Origin of the sequence: Streptomyces sp. ISL-66 (assembly GCF_018614135.1) — a bacterium.
Taxonomy (GTDB): Bacteria; Actinomycetota; Actinomycetes; order Streptomycetales; family Streptomycetaceae; genus Streptomyces.
In genome coordinates this window covers 21,570-41,534 of record NZ_JAGGOW010000054.1, presented here as the reverse complement: position 1 = coordinate 41,534, position 19,965 = coordinate 21,570, and the positions used below count along the sequence as shown (strand labels likewise).

The following is a 19,965-nucleotide window of genomic DNA, read 5'->3' as shown; positions in this document are numbered from 1 at the left end:
GGCCCGCTCCGGCCCGGTCGCCGCCCCGGCGGACACCCCGCTCGGCGCCCCGGCCGCGGCCCCGGCCGCCGCTACGGCCGCCGCCCCGGCTCCCTGACCGCGCGAAAGCCCCGTAACGCCCGGGAGGCGGCCGCCCCTTGAGCGCGCCGGGACTCGTGGATCACAATCCGCAGATGGCAACGCCCCCGTACAGCAGCTGGATGCGGTACTTCTCGCCCACCGCGAATCACCGCAGACTCGGCCTGGTGTGCCTCGGTGTGGGGGTGCAGCAGGGCATGCTGCCCGTCGTCGGGCCGCGCGTGCTCGACCACCACGTCGCCGTGGTGGTCTCCGCCGGCCGGGGCTGGTTCAGCCACGGCGGCCGGGCGCCGCAGCCGGTGACGGCCCCGGCGCTGCTGTGGCTGGTGCCGGGGGTGGAACACCACTACGGGCCCGATCCGCAGACCGGCTGGGACGAGTGCTTCGTGGACTTCGCCGGCCACAGCGTGGAGGCGTACACCGACCTCGGCTACGTCACCCCGGACCGGCCGCTGGTGCCGCTGAGCGGGACGACCGGGGTCCGGCACGTGGTCGACGGGATCGTACGGGCGGCCCGGCTCGGCGGCCCGCTGCTGGAGGTGGAGGCGGCGGCGGCCGTGCACGGGCTGCTCGTCGCGCTGCGCTACGCCCGGGCCGAGGTCTCCGTCCACGGGGACACCGTGATGGACACCCTGGCCCGGGACGCGCTGCTGCCGATATCGGTGGCCGAGCACGCCGCCCGGCTCGGGATGCCGCTGCCCCAGCTGCGCTGGGCGGTGCGGTGCACTACCGGGGAGGGGGTCAAGGAGTACCTCCTCGGCATCCGCCTGAGCCGGGCGAAGGAACTGCTGGCGCGGACCGACCTGCCGGTCGCCGGGATCGCCCGGCGGGTCGGTTACGAGGACGCCGCCTACTTCAGCCGGCTCTTCAGCCGCCGGGTGGGCATGGCGCCGGTCCGGTTCCGCGAGCAGCAGTCCGTGTCACGCTGGGCGACCGGCCGGCAGGTGGCCGGGATGCCACCGGATGGCCCGGGTCACGGCAGGTAGCCGATGTTGAGCTCGGCGACGGCCGTCCACGGGTTGCCCGAAACCTCCTTCGTGGCCTTGAGTTTGACGTAGCGGGCGGTCCGCGCCGTGAAAGCGACGTCCTGCTGGGCGGCGGTGTTCGCGAAGGTGCCGGAGGCGGCCGCCGTCCCCCAGGTGGCCCCGTCGGTGGAGGTGAGCACCTGGTAGTCGGCGATGCGCCCGTTGCTCTGCGTCTGGCGGGGCAGGTAGTGCAGGGCGGACACGTTGTACGAGGCGCCGAGGTCGAGGGTGATCTCGTGCGGCATCGGCGCGGTGGCCTGGTACCACTGGGTGTGCCAGATGGTGGCGCCGTCCCCGTCCAGGACGTTGGCGGCGGCGCCGTTCTCGCCGGCCGTCTCCTGGCTGTCGACCGCCTTGACGCTCATCTGGGTCTGCGGGACCAGGAGTTCTCCGCCGCCGCCCGTGCCGAGGTCGTCCACGGCGAGGTCGTCGAGGATGAAGTCGGCCTCGTTGTGGGAGCCTTCGCCCGTCACCTTCCGTACGCCGATCCAGGCGTCGGTCCCGGCGGTGAAGGTCTTGGTGAAGGTGGTGGCCGTACGGGCCTGGTTCAGCGCCGTCGCCGTCTCGGTGCTGCCGGAGCCGGTGATGAACTGGTAGTCGCCGCTGAAGCCGTTCTCGTAGGCGAAGGTGACCTTGTACGAGCGCCCCGGCGTGAGCCGCAGCGTCTGCGGGAGGGTCCGGTAGACCAGGCCCTGCCGTTCCTCGTGCGACTTCAGGGAGTTCTGGCCGCTGATCACGTCGTCGACGAGCTTCCCGCTCCACCCCGCCTGGGTGTACGGGGCGTTGCGCTGGGCGATGTGGGTGCGCGGGTCGGTGGCCGATCCGCCGGCGCCGCCGAAGGCGAAGGGGCCCCAGCCCGCGTCGACGTTCTCGAAGTCCTCGGTGAAGTAGTGGCCGTTCAGCGGGGTGCGGGCGGAGCGGACCACGCGGACGTCGTCCAGGTAGACGGTGCCGGAGCCGGAGGCCGCGGACAGTTTGAGGGTGGCCGTGGACTGGCCCGCCGGTACGTCGAAGAACACCTTCATCCGCTGCATCTTGGTGGTGTTCTTCTCGCTCCCGCCCAGGCTGTTGGTCAGCGTCGAGGAGTCGGCGTAGACGGAGGCGGCGGCGCCGCCCGCCGGGGTGACGGTGAGGGTGGTGACCCGGCCGGCCGGGGTGGAGACCCAGACGGAGGCGGCGTAGGTGCCGGGGGCGAGGCCGGTGAGCTGCTGGGAGACGGCGGGTGCGGTGTTCGGGGCCATCGTGAGCTCGCTTTGGCCCTGGGCGTTGCGGGTGACGGCGGCGCCGGCCTGGGTGACGGTCCAGGCGTTCAGGTTGCCCGCGAAGAAGGAGGGGTCCTTGACGGGCGTGCCCTCGCCCCAGTTCGGGCCGCTCTGGGCGGGGGCCGCGCCGTTGGTGACCACGTAGGCGGTCTTGGCGGTGGCGTTGATGGTGACCTGGCCGCCGGTGACGGTGAGGTCGCCGACCAACTGGCGCCCGGTGTCGCTCAGTTTGTAGAGCTTGGGCGAGGACCAGCCGGCGGGCAGGGTCCAGGTGGTGGAGCCGCCCGCGGTGTTCCAGTGGTAGAGCTTGCCGTCGCGGGGCAGCAGGTACGCCGAGCCGTTCAGGACGGTCCGGCCGCCGGTGGTGATCTTGCGGGTGCCGCCCGCGGTGGTGACGGTGGCGCCGTTCGCGAGGGTGAGCGAGTCGGCGGGCCATTTCACGACCGGGGATTCCTGGAGGTACTTGGTCGGCAGGTTGGTGGCGAAGGTGGTGGAGAGGAAGGCGGTGTAGTCCCGCTTGCCCTGCCAGCCCTCGTACGCGGTGATCTCGGCGCCGCCGAGCAGTGCGTTGCCCGCGATCCAGTCGTCCTTGGTGTGGTTGCCGATGAAGCGGGCGATCTTGGAGTTGATGCCCTTGAGGTCGGTGCCGCCGTAGTTGACGTCGGTCGCCCAGTGGTGCCAGAGCGACTGCTCCGTCATGGAGTTGGGGAACTCCGTGGCGAGCTGGTAGCCGAGGCCGCCGATCTCGCGTTCCAGCTTGCGCGAGACGTAGCCGTCGCCGTACCAGACGTCCACGTAGAGGAAGTCCAGCCCGGGGGCGGCCGCCTTGAGGTCCTGCAACCGCTTGAGGCGCCCGCCGGACTGCCCGTCCTTGCGGGTGTCCACGTAGTACGACTGGTCGAGCCAGTCCCAGCCGAGGCCGCCGCTCTGGTGGGCCGGGTCGAAGGTGGCCGAGACCGGGTACTCCTCGGTGGCGTTGACGTGCACCCCGAAGTCGGCGTTGTAGGCGTGGCCGACGGTGGTGAGGGTGTTCAGGTCGGTGGCGCCGCCGAGCTTGGAGCCGATGTTCTTGTAGTCCATGTGCGCCGAGTCGTGGCCCTCGGAGGCGTACCCCTTGAGGAGGACGAACTGGCCGAGGCCGTCGGTGGCCAGGTTGACCCGCTTGGTCTCGTCGAGGGTCTCGGCGAAGGGGTGGGTGGCCGCGGAGGCGAAGTTGAAGGGGATGCGCTGCACGACGCGGTCGGCGGTGTGCTCCCAGCCGGTGGGCGGGGTCCAGATGTCCCGGTAGGCGACGGCCGCGTCCTGCCAGTCGACGGTGGAGTCGTTGTTGCGGTCGGCGGTGATCGCGACCCGGGCGTAGGGCAGCGGCTCGGTATCGGTGTCCGCGGCGCCCGCGGCCCGGTAGAGCCAGGCTCCGCTCCACAGGCCCGCGCGCCGGTAGGAGCCCTTGTCGGTGACCTGCTTGCTGATCCGGCCGTTCTCGGTGGCGGTGCCGCCCGAGGGGGCGTCGTAGGAGGAGTTGGAGTCGATGGCGGCAGCGAGTTTGCCGGTGTTGGCCAGGCCGTACATGACGGTCGTGGCGGAGGCGTCGACCGGGGTGCTCGCCGTGACCGGGGTGAAGGTGTCCCCGGTGCCGGTGGTGGCGGTGTGCATCTTCGCCGTGGAGAGCGCGGCGCCCGCCTGATCGCTGCGCACGCTGACGAGGTTGTGGCCCGGGATCGCGAAGCTCCGTACGCGCAGGGCGGTCGTGTCCTCGATCGCGGTGACCTTGAATTCGACGACCGAAGCGGCCACCGAGAGCCGGGCCCTGACGGTCACTCCGGAGAAGGACAGCGCGTAGTCGACGGCGGCGGCCGAGGGCGTGGAGGTGACCGTGGGGGTGTAGGTGGTCCCGTTGACCACGATCGCGCCGATGGCGTCCTCGTTGCCGTTCAGCAGGTCCCCGGTGGTCCTCCGGGTGTAGCTGATGACGCGGGGGAAGGCGCTGTCCACGCTCACGGCCAGCTCGGGCGAGGTGATCGTCACGGGCGCGGCCGCCGCGGCGGGGGCGGCGGGCACGGCCACGACCAGGGTGGCGACCAGGCCGGCCACCGCGGCCGCGGCCGGCCAGAGTGGGGTTCGCATCGGACCTCCGGGAGTCGGCGCTTCCTAGGCGGAAGACCGCGCGACAATGGAGGCCGGCGGTCCGCTCACTGACTGGACAGCTTGCGGACCGCGGCACTACAGGCCCATGGACAAAGCAGATCGCCGTCCTGGACTTATGTGACCGGGGGGTCACACGGGCGATGGGTCCGGCCAGAGCAGTCGTGCTGTGGCCGGGAAGGTTCACCGGGGTCGCGGCGTCAGCACCAAGGGCTGCCCGGGGGTGCCCTTAGGTACTCGCGGGTACCAGGACGACGGCCGTGCCGTAGGCGCACACCTCGGTTCCCGCGTCCGCGGCTTCCGTGACGTCGAACCGCATCATCAGCACCGCGTTCGCACCGCGTGCCTTCGCCTGCTCGATGAGCCGATCCATCGCCTGGTTGCGGGTCTCCACCAGGGTTTTGGTGAGGCCCTTCAGTTCGCCGCCGATCATCGACTTCAGGCCCGCGCCGATCTGGCTGCCCAGGTGGCGCGAGCGCACGGTGAGTCCGAAGACCTCGCCGATGACCTGCTCGACCCGGTAGCCGGGGGCGTCGTTGGTCGTCACGACCAAGACACCGGTCTGCTGTGCGCCGGGGCCGCCGCCGTAGTCTTCGATTCCCATGGCTTCCACTGTGGCGGCGCAGGGCGGCGCCCGCATCCGCAGGGTCGCTCAGGCCAGCCGGGCGGCGAAGCCGGACTCGTGGGCCACCACCACGGCCTGCGCGCGGCTGGACAGCCCCAGCTTGCTCATGCAGCGGTGGACGTGGGTCTTGACGGTGGCGGGACTGAGTACGAGGCGTGCGGCGATGTCGGCATTGGACAGCCCGGCCCCGACCAGGCCGAGGATCTCGCGTTCGCGCGGGGTCAGGGTGTCCAGGCCGGGGCGCGGAGCACGGGCGGCGGCCGGGGCGGCGTACGTGTTCACGAGCCCGCGCAGGGCTCCCGGGCTGAACAGCATCTCGCCGGCGTGCACGGTGACGATGGCGGCGAGCAGTCGATCGGGCGGGGTGTCCTTGAAGAGGAAACCGCCGGCCCCGACGCGCAGGGCCCGGAAGACGTACTCGTCGGAGTCGAAGGTGGTCAGCATGAGCACCTTGGGCCGCGGGCCGGCGCCGGCCTCGGCGGCGGCCAGGATCCGTTCGGTGGCCGTGATCCCGTCGATCCCGGGCATCCGGATGTCCATGAGGATCACGTCGGGGCAGGTCTCGGCGGCGAGCCGCACCGCCGCTTCCCCGTCCTCGGCCTCGCCCACGACCTCGTAACCGGGCGCGGCGGTGAGCAGCGCGGTCAGTCCGGACCGGATCAGGAACTGGTCGTCGACGACGAGGACGCGCAGCACGGTCACTCCCGGCACGGTCCCTCCTTCCCGTTCCTGCTCCCGCTCAGCCGGCATGGCCTGCCCTGGACACGGGCACGGGCACGGGCACGGGCGGGTGGACGGCGGCGAGTGCGTGGGCCAGGGTGTCGGTGTCGCGCCAGTAGCCGAGTGGATCGGGCCAGTGGTGGAGCACGCTGGCCGATGTCCAGAGCGAGCCGACGGCATACGCGATCTCGGCGACGGCCGGACCCCTGGTGCGGATCCGGATCATCGCCGGGTGTGCGAGCAGCTGCACGTCGATCCCCCTTGTGTACACCCCTGGTTGTACAGGGTTACCACCCACGGGGGTAGCCGCCAGTTCAACCTGTGGATGGGCGAGAGGGGCGGACCGGCGCCCGTAGATTTCCTTGAGCCGGTCCCGACCGGCACTGGCCCTATCCCCCCGGGGCCCGCCAGGCGGCCGTGCCCGTTCGGGGGCGGGCACGGCTCCGCCGGGGCACGTCCGTGTTCGCGGCCCGCTCAGGCCTCCGGACGGACGGCTCGCGGGCCCAGGCAGCGCGCGCCGAAGGCCCGTACCCGCTCGCGCAGTTCACGGTCCGCCGTGACCACGACGCACCCGCCGCGCTCCGCGCGGGCCGCCACCAGCTCCACGATCCGGTCGTCGCCGCTGCCGGGCGCCGAGTCCACCCGTACCCCGGGCACGGACTCGACGCCCCGGGCGGCGCCCTCGACGACGAGGACGATCTCCTCGCCCTCGTCTCGCTCGGCCAGCCGGTCGCGCAGCCGTTCGGCGGCGCCGCGCCGGTCGCGCCACCAGCCGTCCGGTACGGATCCGACGACGTTGGCACCGTCCACGATCAGCAGGTTCGGACCGTTCACGTCGTTCAGGTCGTTCACGTCGCTCACCGGCCCAGTATGGGCAACGCGGCGGCCGGACCGGCGGGCCGGCGGGGCGGGCGGCCTAGAAGTCGCCGTAGTTGACCTGCCAGGTCGCCAGGCCCATCCGGCGCCAGATGGCCACCACTCGGTCCCGGTCGTCCAGGGAGACCCGGACCGCGTACCGGTCGCGTACGTGCGCGTTGAACAGCTCCGCCTTCACGATGTCGTCGCGGCGCGTGTCGCCCGCCGCGCGCATCCACAGCTCGTCGTACGGGACCCCGTGCTCCCGGAGCCAGGCCTCGGTGGGCTCGCGGTGCTCCTCGCCCCGCCCGGACAGCAGCACGATGACGTCGCCGTCGGCCCGCCGGAAGGAGTCCAGGGCGTCGCGCACCGGTGTGTTCAGCGTGTCGATGCCGCAGCGCGAGAAGTCGTACGGATTGCGGGCGCCGGTCATCGCGAGCGTGCCGTCGATGTCGCACATGACCGCCGTGGGCAGCGCCGGGTCGGCGACGTACGGGGACACGTCCGGCTGGTCGTTCAGCCACTGCTCGGTGAGCCGCCAGCCGCCCTTGCGGGCCTTCGCGTGCTTCTCGGCGAGTATCCGGATGATCTCCTCGCCCACCTGTCGCTCGCGCGCGGCGTCGCGGCGCAGGCACTCCTCCACGGGCACGTCGGTGTAGTCGTGCACGACGAAGGTGGCCCGCCCCGCGACGGCGGCCTTCAGCCGCTTGGGGATGTGCGAGGTCAGGTGGGTGTTGTCGACGACCACGTCGAAGCCGCCGTCGACGGCGGCGCTGACGGCCGCGTCCTGGATCTCCAGGACGGTCTGCTCGTGCTTGTACGAGCGCCCGCGCTCGGGGTCCGGCACGTCGAGCATGGCCCGCAGGTCGTCGAGGTTGACGCGGCGCATCCGGCCGCCGGACCGCGCCTGGAGTTCGCGCGCGGCCGTGGTCTTACCGGAGGCCGGCAGACCCGTCATGACGTGGACCACCGGGAGCGCCGGGGTCTGCCTGCCGCTCTCGGCCGCGGTCGCGGGCTCGGGCTCGGGCTCGGGCTCGGGCTCGGCGATGATCGCGCCCTGGGGCTCGGCCGCGGCCGCGGTCTCGGGCTCGGCCGCGGTTTCGGGGGCTTCGGACACGGGTCAGTTCTCCTCGTCGTTCGTGAAGGGGTCGGACGTCTCCGGCCGCACCTGCCGCCAGGTGCCGAGTTCGGTCGGTTTGCCGTCGAGGCGCTGGAACAGCGCGCCGCGGATCCCGCTGCCCGGCAGTCCCTTGGCGGCGCGCGCGAACGCGCCCCGGTCGCCGACCAGGTGGGCGAGCGACGCGTACGCCTCGTCGATGGCGCGCTCGCGGAGCGCGGCCTCGGCCTCGAGGCGTTCGATCACCGAGCGCACCCACTGGTCGAACTCGTCCGGCACCTGTTCCAGCAGCGCGTCGAGCGGCTTTCCGCCCGAGGCCTCGATCTCGGCGACGGTGCAGTTGAGGCCCTGGGCGAGCTGTTTGACGGGCAGGCCGGCGAACCGCTGGATGCCGTGGCCGCGCCAGATGTCCCGCTCGGTCACGCCGGTGAGCACCTTGTGGAGCCGTACGTACTCGGCGATCTTGGCCTTGGCGCGGACGCCCGAGGCGAAGCGCAGGACGAAGCCCTCGGCGTCGGTGCCGGTCGCGCCCGCACCGCCGGGCAGGGTGCTGGAGGCGGTCAGCGCGAGCAGCTCGCCGAGCGGCATGGCGGGCCACACGGTGACGACGGAGCCGATGCCCCGCCAGTGGACGGCGGCTTCGGCGAGCGGCACTTCGGTGCCGTCCACGCCCTCGGTGCGGTACGCGGCGAGGAGGACCAGGTCGCGGCGGTCGCCGTAGTCCACGACGATGCGGTTCTGCGGGTACAGGATCTCCGCGAGGTACGTGGTGCCGGGGACCAGGGCGGAGGTGTCCCGTCCGTCCAGGCGGCGCTGCGCCCAGGTGGCCTGAGTGCTGGTGAAGGAACCCCTGGACGCGACCCGCCACTTGTCCGCGTAGTGGAAGACCACCCCGAGGCTGCCGTCGACCTTGTCGTACACCTCGAACGGCTCGTCCGGCAGGGCCGGCGCGTAGGGCTGTCCGGACGTGTGCTCGCCGACGTTGAAGAACTTGGGCAGCGGCAGGGCGATCACCGCGCCGGTGACGTCGTCGGCGACGAGGCCGCGGCAGCGCGTGGTGACCTCGTTCCAGACCCGCTCGTACTGGGCGGTCCGGGTGTAGGTGTAGAGGGACAGCGGCAGTTCGGGGTGTGATTTGCGGATCACGTGGCCGGCGTCGATGGCCTCGGTCAGCGCCTGCGCGGGCATCAGGTCGTGGAGAGTCAGGCGGTCCTGGCTCATGGGGTTCCTCCCGGTTCGAGATGCCCCATTCTCCGGGCCGGGAGGGGCTGACCGAAACCGAATATCCGTCCGTTGCCGCAGGTCTGCGGCACTGCCCGGGTCTTCGTCGCCCAGCCGGTTGGTGCCGTTGATGTCCTCGGGCCGCAGGATCGCGTCCGCGACGCGTGCCCCGAATGCGGTCGGCGCGAAACCGCTGGGGCGCGGACCCGTCGGCGGTGGGGTGGACGAGGCGGGGCGTGGGCGACGACGGCGGGGGGGGTGGCGAGGGCGGCCGCTCAGTGGGAGATGCAGAGCTCGTTGCCCTCGGGGTCGGCGAGGGTGCTCCAGCTGTAGGGACCCTGGTTGCCGTCGTGGAGGTGCACGGCGCCCTTGGCGACGAGCCGCTCGACCACGGTCGCGGGGTCGTCCTCGCCCGTGCGGACGTCGAGGTGGACCCGGTTCTTGACCGTCTTGGCCTCCTCGACGAGCTGGAAGAGGACGCGGGGCGCCCGGTCCAGCCCCTCGGGGTGGCGGATCGCCTGGCCGACCCTCCAGACGAGGACGCCCCGGTGGGTGGTGGTGTCGTCCTCGCTCGCGTGCCCGGCGGCGATCATGCTCCGGATGAACTCCTCGTCGCTGGGCTCGACTTCCCATCCGAGGGCATCGGCCCACCAGTCGGCGAGAGCGTGCGGGGCGGCGGAGTCGACGGTCACTTGAAACGTGTAGGCCATGCGGGGACCCTACTGAGCGCCCCCGGCCCCTGCCACCATGACGGGCGCGCAGGAGGAACCGACGGCCCAGAGGGGCGATCACCAGCCTCCGGGGGCGAGCCGGCGGGTCGCGACCAGCTTCGCGAAGGTCAGCAGCCACGCGCCGACCGCGATCCAGAGCAGGACCGTGCCGAGGGGGCGCAGCCACTCCACACCGGTCGGGCCGGCCGCGGAGAGGCAGGCGGTGGCCGTCATGCCGAGCGGGAAGACGCTCGCCCAGCGCCGGACGTCGTAGCGCGGGCGCGGCCGGAGCGCTTCGGCGGCGAGGAGCACGGCGTACCAGGCGAGGGAGAGGCCGAGCGTCGCCAGGGCGACGGCACGCAGCGCCGTGTGCGCCCACCCCGTCCACAGGTGTGAGGCCGTGAGTCCGGAGGCGGCGAGGGCGGTGATGGAGAGCGCCCCGCCGGCCACCCAGTGGTCGCCCGCGCCCGAGACCACCTCGCGGAAGTCGAAGCGTACGAGTGCTTCGGCGTAGAGCAGCAGCCCCAGGCAGAAGGCGGCCAGCGCGGCCCGGCCGAGCCAGTCGCGGCCGGTGGCGGCGGCCAGGGTTCCGGCCAGGACGGCGAGGCCCTGGGTGGCCACGCAGACGAGGAAGGCCGCGCCGGGCATCCGGCGGCCCCAGTGCCGCAGTACGGCGATCAGCAGCCCCGGCCAGAGCGCGGCGGCGAGCGCCAGCAGCCCGAGGGCCAGGGGCTGCCACCCGAGGAGGGAGAGCCGGGCACCGAGCACGGTCGTGGCGGCCACGGCGGTGAGGGCCGCCGGGGTGTCGGCCTCGGCACGGAACCGCCGGGGGTCGCCGAACAGCCGGACGGTGAAGTCGGCTGCGAGTACGAGCCACAGCGCCGCGCAGACGATCAGCGCGACGAGCGAGGGCAGTTCCCGGCCGAGGACGTGCAGGCCGGTCGAGATGATCCCGGCGGCCATGACGGCGGCGCCCGCGGCCGGCGGCAGCTCGGCCCACCAGCGGGCACGCACGGAGACTCTCACCCGCCCAGCGGACACCACCGGGTCGCGTCCCGCCGGTGCGGCGCGCCAACGGGGCGGCAGCGATGACCCTTCCGGGCGCGCCGGCGCCCTCCGGTGCTCGGGGATCACCTTCCTGCTGTCCACCGGCGGCGGGAGCATCCAGGCCGTCCGTCAGGGGCGCCTCACGCAGGGCGAACAGCAGGCACATGGCGAACACTTGACAGAAGGTTGACCGCTTCGGTGGCGAGAGCGCCACGGGAGGCCAACTACTTTCCCTGGCATGCCCCTTCACCCCCCGACGCCCCTGCCGGTCCTCCCGTACCGCAAGCCGACCCGCGGGCGCGACTACTGGGAACTGGACGACGTACTGCCGGATCCGGACGCCGTACGGAAACGGCTGCTCGCCCGGGACGACTGGACCGAGGGGTACCCCCACAAGCCGGAGGCATGGCCCGGCCTCCGCTCGATGCCCGCGCTCGAACCGGACGAACTCGCCCACGTGGAAAGGCTGGTGCGCCGGGCGACCGGGGCGCAGCGGATCTGGGCCCAAGAGCCCGGCGGGGGCGGCACGTTCAACCACAACTGCGTACAGGTCGTCGGCGAGGGCGAGTGCGAGCCGCGGCCCCACACCGATTCGCGCACGCTGTGCCGGTACGCCGCGGTGCTCTACCTCAACCCCGCGGTCCCGAAGGACTGCGGCACCAGCTTCTACCGCCAGAGCCTGCCGGGCGGATCCCTCGGCGGCAACCAGGTGGCCGCCCCGCACAACAACCTGGTCGACGCGCTGGGCACCCGGTTCGTCGCACCCGACTCCTTCGTCGAGGACGTACGGGTCCCCCACCGGGCCAACCGCCTGCTGCTCTACTCCGCCAACCTGATCCACACGGCCACCCGCTATTGGGGACACACCCTCGAGGACAAGCGGATGACCGCGGTGTTCTTCTGGATGACCTGAACCGGCCGCGCGGAGGCCGTCCGGGAAACCGTTTGGCTGACCGCGGGGCCCACTGCTACTTTCCCCGTGGCCGTGCGAGAGAACGAGGAGGTGGTACCCGTGAACGCAGTTTTGACATGGGTGCTCCCTTCTTGGGCCACGGTCGGGCGATAGGTCGTCCGGGAGCGCCGTTCAAGAGCACTCCCGAAAGGCACGACCATGCGATTCACTTCCGAACAGCGTCTCGACGACGGCGTCCTGGAACGCGAGTTCACCCTCGGCGAGATCCCCGGCACCCTGTGGACGCCGCCTGGATCCGCCCCGGCTCCGCTGATCCTGATGGCCCACAACAACGGCCTGCCCAAGGCGCAACCGCGGCTGGTGGCCCGGGCCCGGCGATCCGCCGCATACGGCTACGCGGTGGCCGCCATCGACGCCCCCGGGTGCGGTGACCGGCCCCGTTCCGCCGCCGACGAACAGGCCCGCGCCGACCTCCGCCGGGCGATGCAGGCCGGCGACCCGGTCGATGAGGTCTTCGAGTCCTTCATCGGCCCGCTGGTCGAAAAGGCGGTCCCGGAATGGCGGACCACCCTGGACGCCCTCCTTTCGCTGCCCGAGATCGGCGGCCCGATCGGGTACTCGGGGTGGACCGCCGTCGGCATCCGGCTGGCGGTGGTCGAGCCGCGCATCGCGGCCGCCGGTTTCTTCGCCGGGGGTTACGTGCCCCACGCCCAGCGCGAGGAGGCCCGGCAGGTCACCATTCCGCTGCTGTTCCTGCTCCAGTGGGACGACGAAGGGAACCCCCGGCAGCGGGCACTGGACCTGTTCGACGCTTTCGGCGCCAAGGAGAAGACGCTGCACGCCAATCTGGGCGGGCACACCGGCACTCCGTGGTTCGAGGTGGAGGACGGGAACCGGTTCTTCGGCCGGCACCTGAAGTGAGGCGGGGCCGCCAGGCCGGCAGCAGCCGGTAAGCGGCGTCGGCCGTGATGCCGCCATCGAGGACGGGCCCCGGACCTGGCCCTCCTCGATGGCGGTGGCGGTGGTAGCCGTGGCGGCCGGCAGACGCATGACCGCCCCGACCGCGGCGATACCCCGGCCGGGTGTGGTCCTGTCCGACGGCAGCGCCCGGTCGTGGCGCCATGAGCACACGGTCTCAGCTCTGCTTCGTCCAGCGCTGCGATGCCTCCCCGCCGCAGGTCTTCGTGTTCAGGCCGTTGGCCATGCCCAGGTCGAGGCAGCCGCCTCCGTAGTCGCTGCGGAGGCTCCCGTTCGAACCAGTGCGCCACACCCGGGTGGTGTCGTCGGAGCACGCGCCCACGAAGACCGCCTGGCCGAGGCCGTTCGAGTACAGGCACGAGCCGCTCTGCTGGTTGACGAGCTTGAAGCTGCCGTCGCTCCCGCTCCGCACGGTCCACCGCGCCGAGGCGTCGGAGCATTCACCGAAGTCCGAAGATCCGTAGACCTGGGTGATGCACTTGCCGTTGTTGCCGTTCCGGTAGCGGTACGTCCCGGAGTCCGGGGCCGCAGGAGGTGTCGGCGCGGGCGTGTTGGACGCGGAACCGCCGGGGGGACGCGGGGTGGTGGCACCGCCCGGGCTTCCGCCGTTCGCGGAACCGCCCGCGCCGTTCTGCGTACCGCTGCCCCCGGAGGCGGGGCTGGTCGCGGGGCCCTGGCCGGTCCCGGCGCCACCTACGGGCCCGGGCTGGGGTGCGGTCCCGCCCGCCGCCGCCTGCCCGCCCCCGTTCTGGCCGTCCGCCCCACCGGATTCCTGGGACGGGGACTGCTGGGCGGAGGCCGGAGCCGACGGGGTGCCTCCCGTCGCCGACGACGACGGCGATCCGGCGGCGGGCGCCGAGCCCTGGGCGGACGGACCGCCGTGCGCCCCGGCCTGCGGCGAGGACGTGTACGGCAGGTGCTGGATGGCCAGCGTCGTACCGCCCGCGACCACGACGACCGGGATGACGGCGAGCAGGACGCGGGCGCGGCGCCGACGGTGCTCGGGCCGCACGGCCCGCTCGGGCGCGGCCGACGCGCCGGGGTCAGGGACGGGTATGGGTATGGGTATGGGGACAGATACGGGTACGGCTACGGGGACGGGCTTGGCGTCCGGCTCCGTACCGGCCTTGGTGTCCGGCACTGCATCCGGCTCCGTACCCGCCTTCACTTCCGGCTCCGTACCCGCCTTCGCGTCGGGCTCCCCGGCGGTGTCCCCGGCCGGTTCCGGGTCGGTGCCCGTGACCGGGAGGGTCGGTACGTCGATCTCGCGCACGTCCGCGGCGAAGGCGGCGCGCTCGCTCAGGTGCACGGTGACGGCTTCCGGCCACAGCGGGTCGGCGAACGGGCCCTGTCGCGCGGCGGTTTCCTGGAGCTCCGCGGCGGTGGGCCGGCCCTCGGGGTCCTTGTCGAGGCAGGCCGCGACGAGCTCGGCGAGTTCGGGGTCCAGCTCCCGCAGGGGGTCCAGTTCGGGTTCCTCGTGGACGACGCGGTACAGCACGCCGTGCCCCGACTCCTCGCCGAAGGGCGGCCGGCCGGAAGCCGCGTACGCGAGGACCGAGCCGAGCGCGAACACGTCCGTGGCCCCGCTGACCTGCCGTCTTCCCGAGGCCTGTTCGGGCGCCATGTAGGCGGGCGTCCCCACCACCATGCCCGTCCTGGTCAGCTGGCTCTGCTCGGCGGCGCGGGCGATGCCGAAGTCGATGAGGGTCAGGCCCCGCAGGGTGAGCATGACGTTGGACGGCTTCAGGTCCCGGTGAACCATCCCGAGCCCGTGCACCGCCGCCAGGCCCGCCGCCGCCTCCCGCAGCAACAGCCACAACGCGTCCGCGGGCAGCGCGCCGCCGTACAGCTCGACGGCCTTGCTCAGGGTGACCCCGGGTATGTAAGCGGTGGCGAACCACGGCGGCCGGGCGGTCCGGTCACTCGCCAGCAGCGGCGCGGTGGCCCGGTCGGGCAGCCGGGACAGGTTGTCCAGCTCGTGCCCGAAGCGGCGCACGAAGTCCTCGTCCTCGCCGACGACCGAAGCCAACAGCTGCTTGACGGCGACGTACCGGCCCTCGTGGACCCCGAGGTACACCCGTCCCATGCCGCCGGCCCCGAGCCGGCCCGCCAATGGAATCGGCCCGATCCGCTGCGGATCCCCGGCCTCCAGCGGCCCGGCCCCGCTCCCCGTCAGCTCTAACACGTCAGCCCCGTCGGTCTTGGAATCAGATGCCCGAAACTTACCCGAGGACCCGAACCGAGGACACGGCCAGGCCCGTTGTCCGCCCCCTGCCAGGCCCGGCGGGCGGCCGGACGGGCGGCCGGATCCGGCGGGCTCAGCCAGTGAAGCCGCGGTCGCTCAGGGCCTTCTCGATCCGCGCACGGTGCTCTTCCTCCCATGCGTCGAGGGACTCCTCGGCCTCCCTTGCGGGTGGCCCGGGCCACCCGCAAGGTCTCCTCGCGGCGGGCGGCCGGAACGACCACGACGCCCTCCTCGTCGGCCACCACGATGTCGCCGGGGTGGACGAGCACCCCGCCCACCCGGGCCGGTGCGCCGAGTTCGCCGAGCTTGTCCTTGGTGCCCGGGATCGGGACGACCCCGCGGGAGAACACGGGGAAGCCCGCCTCCCGCACCTCGCCGAGGTCGCGGATGACCCCGTCGACCACGAACGCGGCGATCCCCCGGCGCTGGGCGACGGCGCACACGTTGCCGCCCGCCAGCGCGTAGTCCACGTCACCCGACTCGACGACGATGACGGAGCCCGGCTCCGCACGGTAAATGGCGGCGTGCAGCATCAGGTTGTCGCCGGGCTCGCACCGCACGGTGTACGCGGGTCCCGCCACCCGCGGCGCGTCCCACAGCGGGCGGATGCCGATGTCCATGACCTGCTCGCGACCCAGCAGGTCGGCGAGGGTGGTGGGGGGAACGTCCTTGAACGCGTCATCCATGTCGGTCGGTCCTTCTCTCTTACCGGTCGCGGGGCAATGATTCGGCGTATCGGCGTATCGGCGGGCCGGCCACGGACATGCCGGGCCCCGCCCCTGTGACGCCCGGAGCCGACCCTATGAGGCCCCGTTCCGGCGACGGCCACCCGGTCCGGTCCAGTCCCGGTCCTCAGGGAGCGGGCCGCGGCCTACCGGCGCCCTGCCCGGCGTCCGGCGCCGGATCCGTGCCCTCGGCGCGGTCGGCGAGGCGGTCCACGTAGTGCTGCCAGCCCTCGGCGTGCAGGAAGCAGGCCGCCTCGGAGGGCAGGCCGCTGTGGATCAAGTGCAGCAGGGTGCCCTCGGGGCCGGGTTCGAGGGTGATCTGCACGGTGGTGGAGCCCGGCGGCAGGGGCATGCGGCCGGTCTCCCAGCCCCAGGTGAAGACCAGCCGGGCGGGCGGGTCGACGGCGAGGAAGCGGCCGGAGGCGGTGTGCTCGGCATCGACCCGGACGAGGTACGCGCCCCCGGGCTCGAAGGAGAAGGTTCCGTCGGTCCCCATCCACGACAGCCACTTCTCACGGTCGGAGAGGAAGGCGAAGACGGATTCCGGGCGGGCCGTGATGTGCCGCTCCAGGGTCACGGTGTCGGTGGGGGTGCTCATGGTCTCGTCCCGTTCCGCCCGGCGGAACGCTTCGCCCCGCTCCTTGCGCAGCGTAGCCAGACCCGCGTCGCCCAGCACCTCGGGAGGCCTTCCCTTCCCCCTCTTCCCCCTCGGCAGTCTGCTCCACCAGTGGCCGTACCGGCCGTAGACCGTGCCCGCGACCGAGGGCCCGAGGGAGCCGGGGGCCGGGAGGAAAACCGGCCAGGGCGCATGTACGAAAAGGATGACGTTCCGCAGTCAGAATCCGGACATCGGGGATCCTTCAATGCGGAATGTGACCCTCGATGAAACTACACGCTACTTTCGAAATGATATTCAAGCCTATCGACAGGGAGGCTTGACTCCTGCGCGACGCCTACCCTAGTGTCCTGTGCAGTAACGCGACCACCGGGGGGGTAAATGTCGGAGCGCAGAAACCTCCCTGCGGATTTACCCGTTCCGCATTGGGAAATCTCCGCCCTCTTACCCGAGCCGCACTCTCGATTAGTCGACGAGTTGCTGAACGAAGCCCTGGCCGAGGCGCGGGAAATCGCGGATGAGTACGCCGGCACACTGACGGACCTCGATCCGCTTTCCCTGCCGGCCGCCATCCGTCGCTACGAGCGGTGCATCGCACGGACCCAGGAAGCCTCCTGCTACGCCGAGCTCCTCCAGTCGGGCGCCTTGACCTCCCGCTGCGACCGGGCCTGGGCCGAACTCGCGTCGGCGCTCGCCTTCTTCGAACCCGAGCTCGGCGCGCGCAAGCCCCACGGACCGCCGGGTGCGGACGCCGAGGCCGGCCTCGGCCCCTACGCGAACTTCGTCCGCAAGGTCCGGGCCGGCGGCGCGCGGCAACTCTCCGAGGCGCAGGAAACGATCCTCGCGCGTCTCCTTCCGACCGGCGGGGAAGGCTGGGAGCGGCTGGCCCAACTGCTGCTCCGCGGCATCTCGGTGGGACCGCCCGAAGATTCGCGGAGCATCGGCGCGGTCCTCCCGGGCCTGTACGAGGCGGATCGCGAGGCCCGGCAGGAGACCCACGCGGCGGTCAGCCGGGCACTGGCCGACCAGGCCGGACTGCGGGCCTTCGCCCTGGCGATGACGGTGGAGGACGGCGAGACCCGCGCCGGGCTCCGGGGCACGGACTGGCTGCATGAGCGGCGGGTCCTGGACCAGGTCCCACAGGCGGAGCTCGACGAGCTCCTGTCGGCCTCCGCGGAATGCCTCCCGCTGATCCACTCCTATTACATCCTCAAGCGGGAATTGCTGGAGATCGACGATTTCGCCGACTACGACAGGTACGCACCGGTCGGCATTCCCTCTCCGGAAATCTCCTGGGCCGAAGCGCTGGGCATGGCCCTTTCGGTCATGGAATCAATTTCTCCGGTATTCGCCGAGCTGTCGCACAAGCTGATCGACAACGGCAGGATCGACGCGGCCGCGCGACCCGGGAAACGCCAGAGCGCCTTCACCCAGTCCATTCCGGGACAGCTCCCCTGCGTTTCCATGATCTTCTCCGGGAAGCCCCGCGACGTACTGACCCTGACCCATGAACTCGGGCATGCCGTACATATCCAGCTGGCGGCCGAACAGCCTTATCTCGCGGCCACCCCGGCTCCGGTGATGGCCGAAACCCTCGCGCTGTTCTGCGAAGCGGTGGCCGTACGCCGGCTCTTGGCCGAAGCGTCCGATCCGGCGGTGCGGCTGTCCTGGCTGGCGCGCTGGCTGGAGGACCAGATGGTCGCGATCGGACGGCACGCGGCCCTGCACGCCTTCGAAGTGGCGCTGCACGAGCGGGCGCGTGCTGGGGAGGCCCTGGTGCCGGAGCACATCGACGAGGCGTGGACCGAGGGGCAGTGCCGGCTCTACGGTCCCGCGGTGCGGCTGACCGAGGAGTACCGCCTGTGGTGGAGCTATCTGGGTTCGCTGTTCACCTCCCCCGGGTCGAACTATGCCTACGTCTATGGTCAGTTGTCGGCGCTCACCCTGCTGAGCCACTTCGAGGCCGACCCCCGGGGCTTCGGCGAGCGGCTGACGCGGATGCTCCGCCTGGGCGACACCCGCGGGCCCGCCGAGCTGCTCGCCCTGGTGACCGGAAACCAGGAGGGCGCCTGGCGGGGAGCCGTCGCGCATCTGGCGCGCTCGCTGGACGAGTTGCGTTCCCTCACAGACTTCCACGTGCCGCGCTCAGCGGAACGTGGAACATCCGAGCCCTGAGAAGGACCGAAAGGAGGTGTTCTCCATGTCCGTTGCCATGACCACCCGCAAGGCCAGCGTCGCCGGCCAGTCACACGAGGGCTGAACCCCCTCGCCCGAGGGGCGCCGGCCCCTCGCACCCGCTCGACACGACGAGGAGGTGTCCACTATGTCCGTTGCCATGACGACCCGCAAGGCCAGCGTTGCCGGCCAGTCGCACGAGGGCTGAACGTCCTCCGCCGAGGGGCACTGACCCCTCGTGCTATACAACTCCGCGGGTGGGCGTGCCAATCGCCCACCCGCGGAGGTCATCGGACGGGCCGGACTCCGGCCCGTTTCACGGCTCAGTATCGCGGAAGGAAATCGACGATGCCCCCCGCCGCAACACGCAGGCCCCAGCTCAAGCACACCTCGCCCACCTTCGGCTCGGGGGAGACCATCTTCATCGGCGGCTACGGCGAGGTCACCGAGATCGCCGACCCGACCGGGGCCATCCGTCGCCTGCTCGCGCTGCTGGACGGCACTCGCACCACCGACGAGGTGCACAAGGAACTGAGCGCCGATTTCCCCGAGGTGACGCGCCAGGACGTGGACGAGGCCCTGGCCCAGTTCGACGAGGCCCGGTTCCTGCTGGACGACCAGCAGACCGCGGACGGCGTACTCGAAGCGCACGAACTGAAGCGCTGGGAACGCAACATCAACTTCTTCGGCTCGTTCGCCCGTATGGACGACAACAAGTACGACCTGCAACGCAGGCTCCGCGACTGCCGGGTCACCCTGCTCGGCCTGGGCGGTCTCGGCTCGCACATCCTGCTCGACATGGCCGCGATGGGCGTGGGACACGTACGGGCCGTGGAGTTCGACCGGGTCGAACTGTCCAACCTCAACCGGCAGATCCTGTACCGCGAGGAGGACATCGGCAAGGAGAAGCTGCACCTGGCGGTCGAGCGGGTGAAGCAGTTCAACCCGCACATCGACATCGAGCCGGTCGATCTGCGGATCTCCTCCGTCGAGGACGTGGCCCGGGTGCTGGAGGGCTCGGACGTGTGCATCTCCGTGGCGGACCGGCCCAAGATGGAGATCGCGAACTGGGTGAACGAGGCCTGCGTGCGCGCCGGAGTACCGCTGATCACCGGCGGGTTGGAGACCCAGCGCGCCGTGTACTACACGATGCTGCCCGGTACGACCGGCTGCATCGAATGCTGGCGGCGCCAGACCTTCGCCTCCGACGAGGTCTCCGGGCAGCTGCTCCAGGAGAAGCGGGACCGCCAGATCGGCGGCGACAACGCGGCGTTCTGCCCGCTGGTGACGATGACCACCGGCTTCCTCATCGGCGAACTGACCAGGATCGTCACCGCAATCGCCCCGCCGGTCGCCGCCGGCCGCCTGATGGAACTGCGGTTCGCGGACTACGCCATGGGCGAGAGCGAGCGCTGGGAGCGGCAGAGCGACTGCCCGGTGTGCGGCCCCACGGCCGGCCCCACGGCCGCCGACGCCTCGCCGGCCGACCTCGCGGCGAGGGCCTGAGCCGC

16 protein-coding genes and 1 pseudogene are annotated in these 19,965 nt (G+C 71.9%); 5 read left to right on the top strand and 12 right to left on the bottom strand.

The window, feature by feature from the left end:
- Positions 1-173 precede the first annotated feature (173 nt).
- Positions 174-1,064, top strand: a complete 891-nt coding sequence (locus J7E97_RS11810; protein ID WP_251054296.1) for an AraC family transcriptional regulator — start codon at positions 174-176, stop codon at positions 1,062-1,064.
- Here the strand turns inward: J7E97_RS11810 and J7E97_RS11805 are convergent.
- From J7E97_RS11805 to J7E97_RS11765, 9 genes are all read right to left on the bottom strand, one after another.
- Positions 1,052-4,489, bottom strand: a complete 3,438-nt coding sequence (locus tag J7E97_RS11805) for an endo-alpha-N-acetylgalactosaminidase family protein (RefSeq protein WP_215025527.1) — start codon at positions 4,487-4,489, stop codon at positions 1,052-1,054. The two genes, J7E97_RS11810 and J7E97_RS11805, sit on opposite strands and share 13 nt — an antisense overlap.
- A gap of 247 nt (positions 4,490-4,736) precedes the next feature.
- Entirely contained in the window at positions 4,737-5,111 is a 375-nt protein-coding gene (locus J7E97_RS11800) for a YbjQ family protein (RefSeq protein ID WP_215025524.1), read from the bottom strand.
- A gap of 48 nt (positions 5,112-5,159) precedes the next feature.
- Positions 5,160-5,882 carry a response regulator transcription factor gene (locus J7E97_RS11795; RefSeq protein ID WP_215025521.1) on the bottom strand — a complete coding sequence of 241 codons (723 nt, stop codon included), beginning with the start codon at positions 5,880-5,882 and terminating at the stop codon, positions 5,160-5,162.
- Positions 5,872-6,102, bottom strand: a complete 231-nt coding sequence (locus tag J7E97_RS11790) for a hypothetical protein (protein WP_215025518.1) — start codon at positions 6,100-6,102, stop codon at positions 5,872-5,874. The genes J7E97_RS11795 and J7E97_RS11790 overlap by 11 nt, the downstream gene beginning before the upstream one ends.
- 224 nt (positions 6,103-6,326) lie before the next feature.
- Complete coding sequence (locus tag J7E97_RS11785) at positions 6,327-6,704, bottom strand: NTP pyrophosphohydrolase (protein ID WP_308346465.1); 378 nt, start codon at positions 6,702-6,704, stop codon at positions 6,327-6,329.
- A 64-nt stretch (positions 6,705-6,768) separates the two neighbouring features.
- On the bottom strand, positions 6,769-7,824 hold the full coding sequence (locus tag J7E97_RS11780) for an AAA family ATPase (RefSeq protein WP_308346464.1): 1,056 nt from the start codon (positions 7,822-7,824) through the stop codon (positions 6,769-6,771).
- A gap of 3 nt (positions 7,825-7,827) precedes the next feature.
- A complete protein-coding gene (locus J7E97_RS11775) occupies positions 7,828-9,045 on the bottom strand; it encodes a T4 RnlA family RNA ligase (protein WP_215025515.1) in 1,218 nt (405 codons plus the stop codon).
- A gap of 275 nt (positions 9,046-9,320) precedes the next feature.
- Entirely contained in the window at positions 9,321-9,755 is a 435-nt protein-coding gene (locus tag J7E97_RS11770) for a VOC family protein (RefSeq protein WP_215025512.1), read from the bottom strand.
- A gap of 78 nt (positions 9,756-9,833) precedes the next feature.
- Entirely contained in the window at positions 9,834-10,781 is a 948-nt protein-coding gene (locus J7E97_RS11765) for a tellurite resistance/C4-dicarboxylate transporter family protein (protein WP_308346463.1), read from the bottom strand.
- Positions 10,782-11,040: 259 nt separating this feature from the next.
- Here J7E97_RS11765 and J7E97_RS11760 point away from each other — a divergent pair, with 259 nt between their 5' ends.
- Positions 11,041-11,715 carry a DUF6445 family protein gene (locus J7E97_RS11760; protein WP_215025506.1) on the top strand — a complete coding sequence of 225 codons (675 nt, stop codon included), beginning with the start codon at positions 11,041-11,043 and terminating at the stop codon, positions 11,713-11,715.
- A gap of 198 nt (positions 11,716-11,913) precedes the next feature.
- Positions 11,914-12,636: a dienelactone hydrolase family protein gene (locus tag J7E97_RS11755; RefSeq protein WP_215025503.1), complete on the top strand. Its 723-nt coding sequence runs from the start codon at positions 11,914-11,916 to the stop codon at positions 12,634-12,636.
- 214 nt (positions 12,637-12,850) lie between these two features.
- Here the strand turns inward: J7E97_RS11755 and J7E97_RS11750 are convergent, their stop codons facing one another.
- From J7E97_RS11750 to J7E97_RS11740, 3 genes and pseudogenes are all read right to left on the bottom strand, one after another.
- Positions 12,851-14,878, bottom strand: coding sequence for a serine/threonine protein kinase (locus tag J7E97_RS11750; RefSeq protein ID WP_215025500.1), 2,028 nt, complete (start codon positions 14,876-14,878; stop codon positions 12,851-12,853).
- A gap of 133 nt (positions 14,879-15,011) precedes the next feature.
- A pseudogene (locus J7E97_RS11745) lies at positions 15,012-15,624 on the bottom strand (RraA family protein).
- A gap of 166 nt (positions 15,625-15,790) precedes the next feature.
- A complete protein-coding gene (locus tag J7E97_RS11740) occupies positions 15,791-16,339 on the bottom strand; it encodes an SRPBCC domain-containing protein (RefSeq protein ID WP_308346462.1) in 549 nt (182 codons plus the stop codon).
- A gap of 417 nt (positions 16,340-16,756) precedes the next feature.
- Here J7E97_RS11740 and J7E97_RS11735 point away from each other — a divergent pair, with 417 nt between their 5' ends.
- Together J7E97_RS11735 and J7E97_RS11730 are read left to right on the top strand one after the other, a co-directional pair.
- On the top strand, positions 16,757-18,454 hold the full coding sequence (locus J7E97_RS11735; RefSeq protein WP_215025497.1) for a M3 family metallopeptidase: 1,698 nt from the start codon (positions 16,757-16,759) through the stop codon (positions 18,452-18,454).
- A gap of 348 nt (positions 18,455-18,802) precedes the next feature.
- Positions 18,803-19,960 (top strand): ThiF family adenylyltransferase, encoded by a 1,158-nt coding sequence (locus J7E97_RS11730; protein WP_215025494.1) that lies wholly within the window; start codon positions 18,803-18,805, stop codon positions 19,958-19,960.
- Positions 19,961-19,965: the final 5 nt, after the last annotated feature.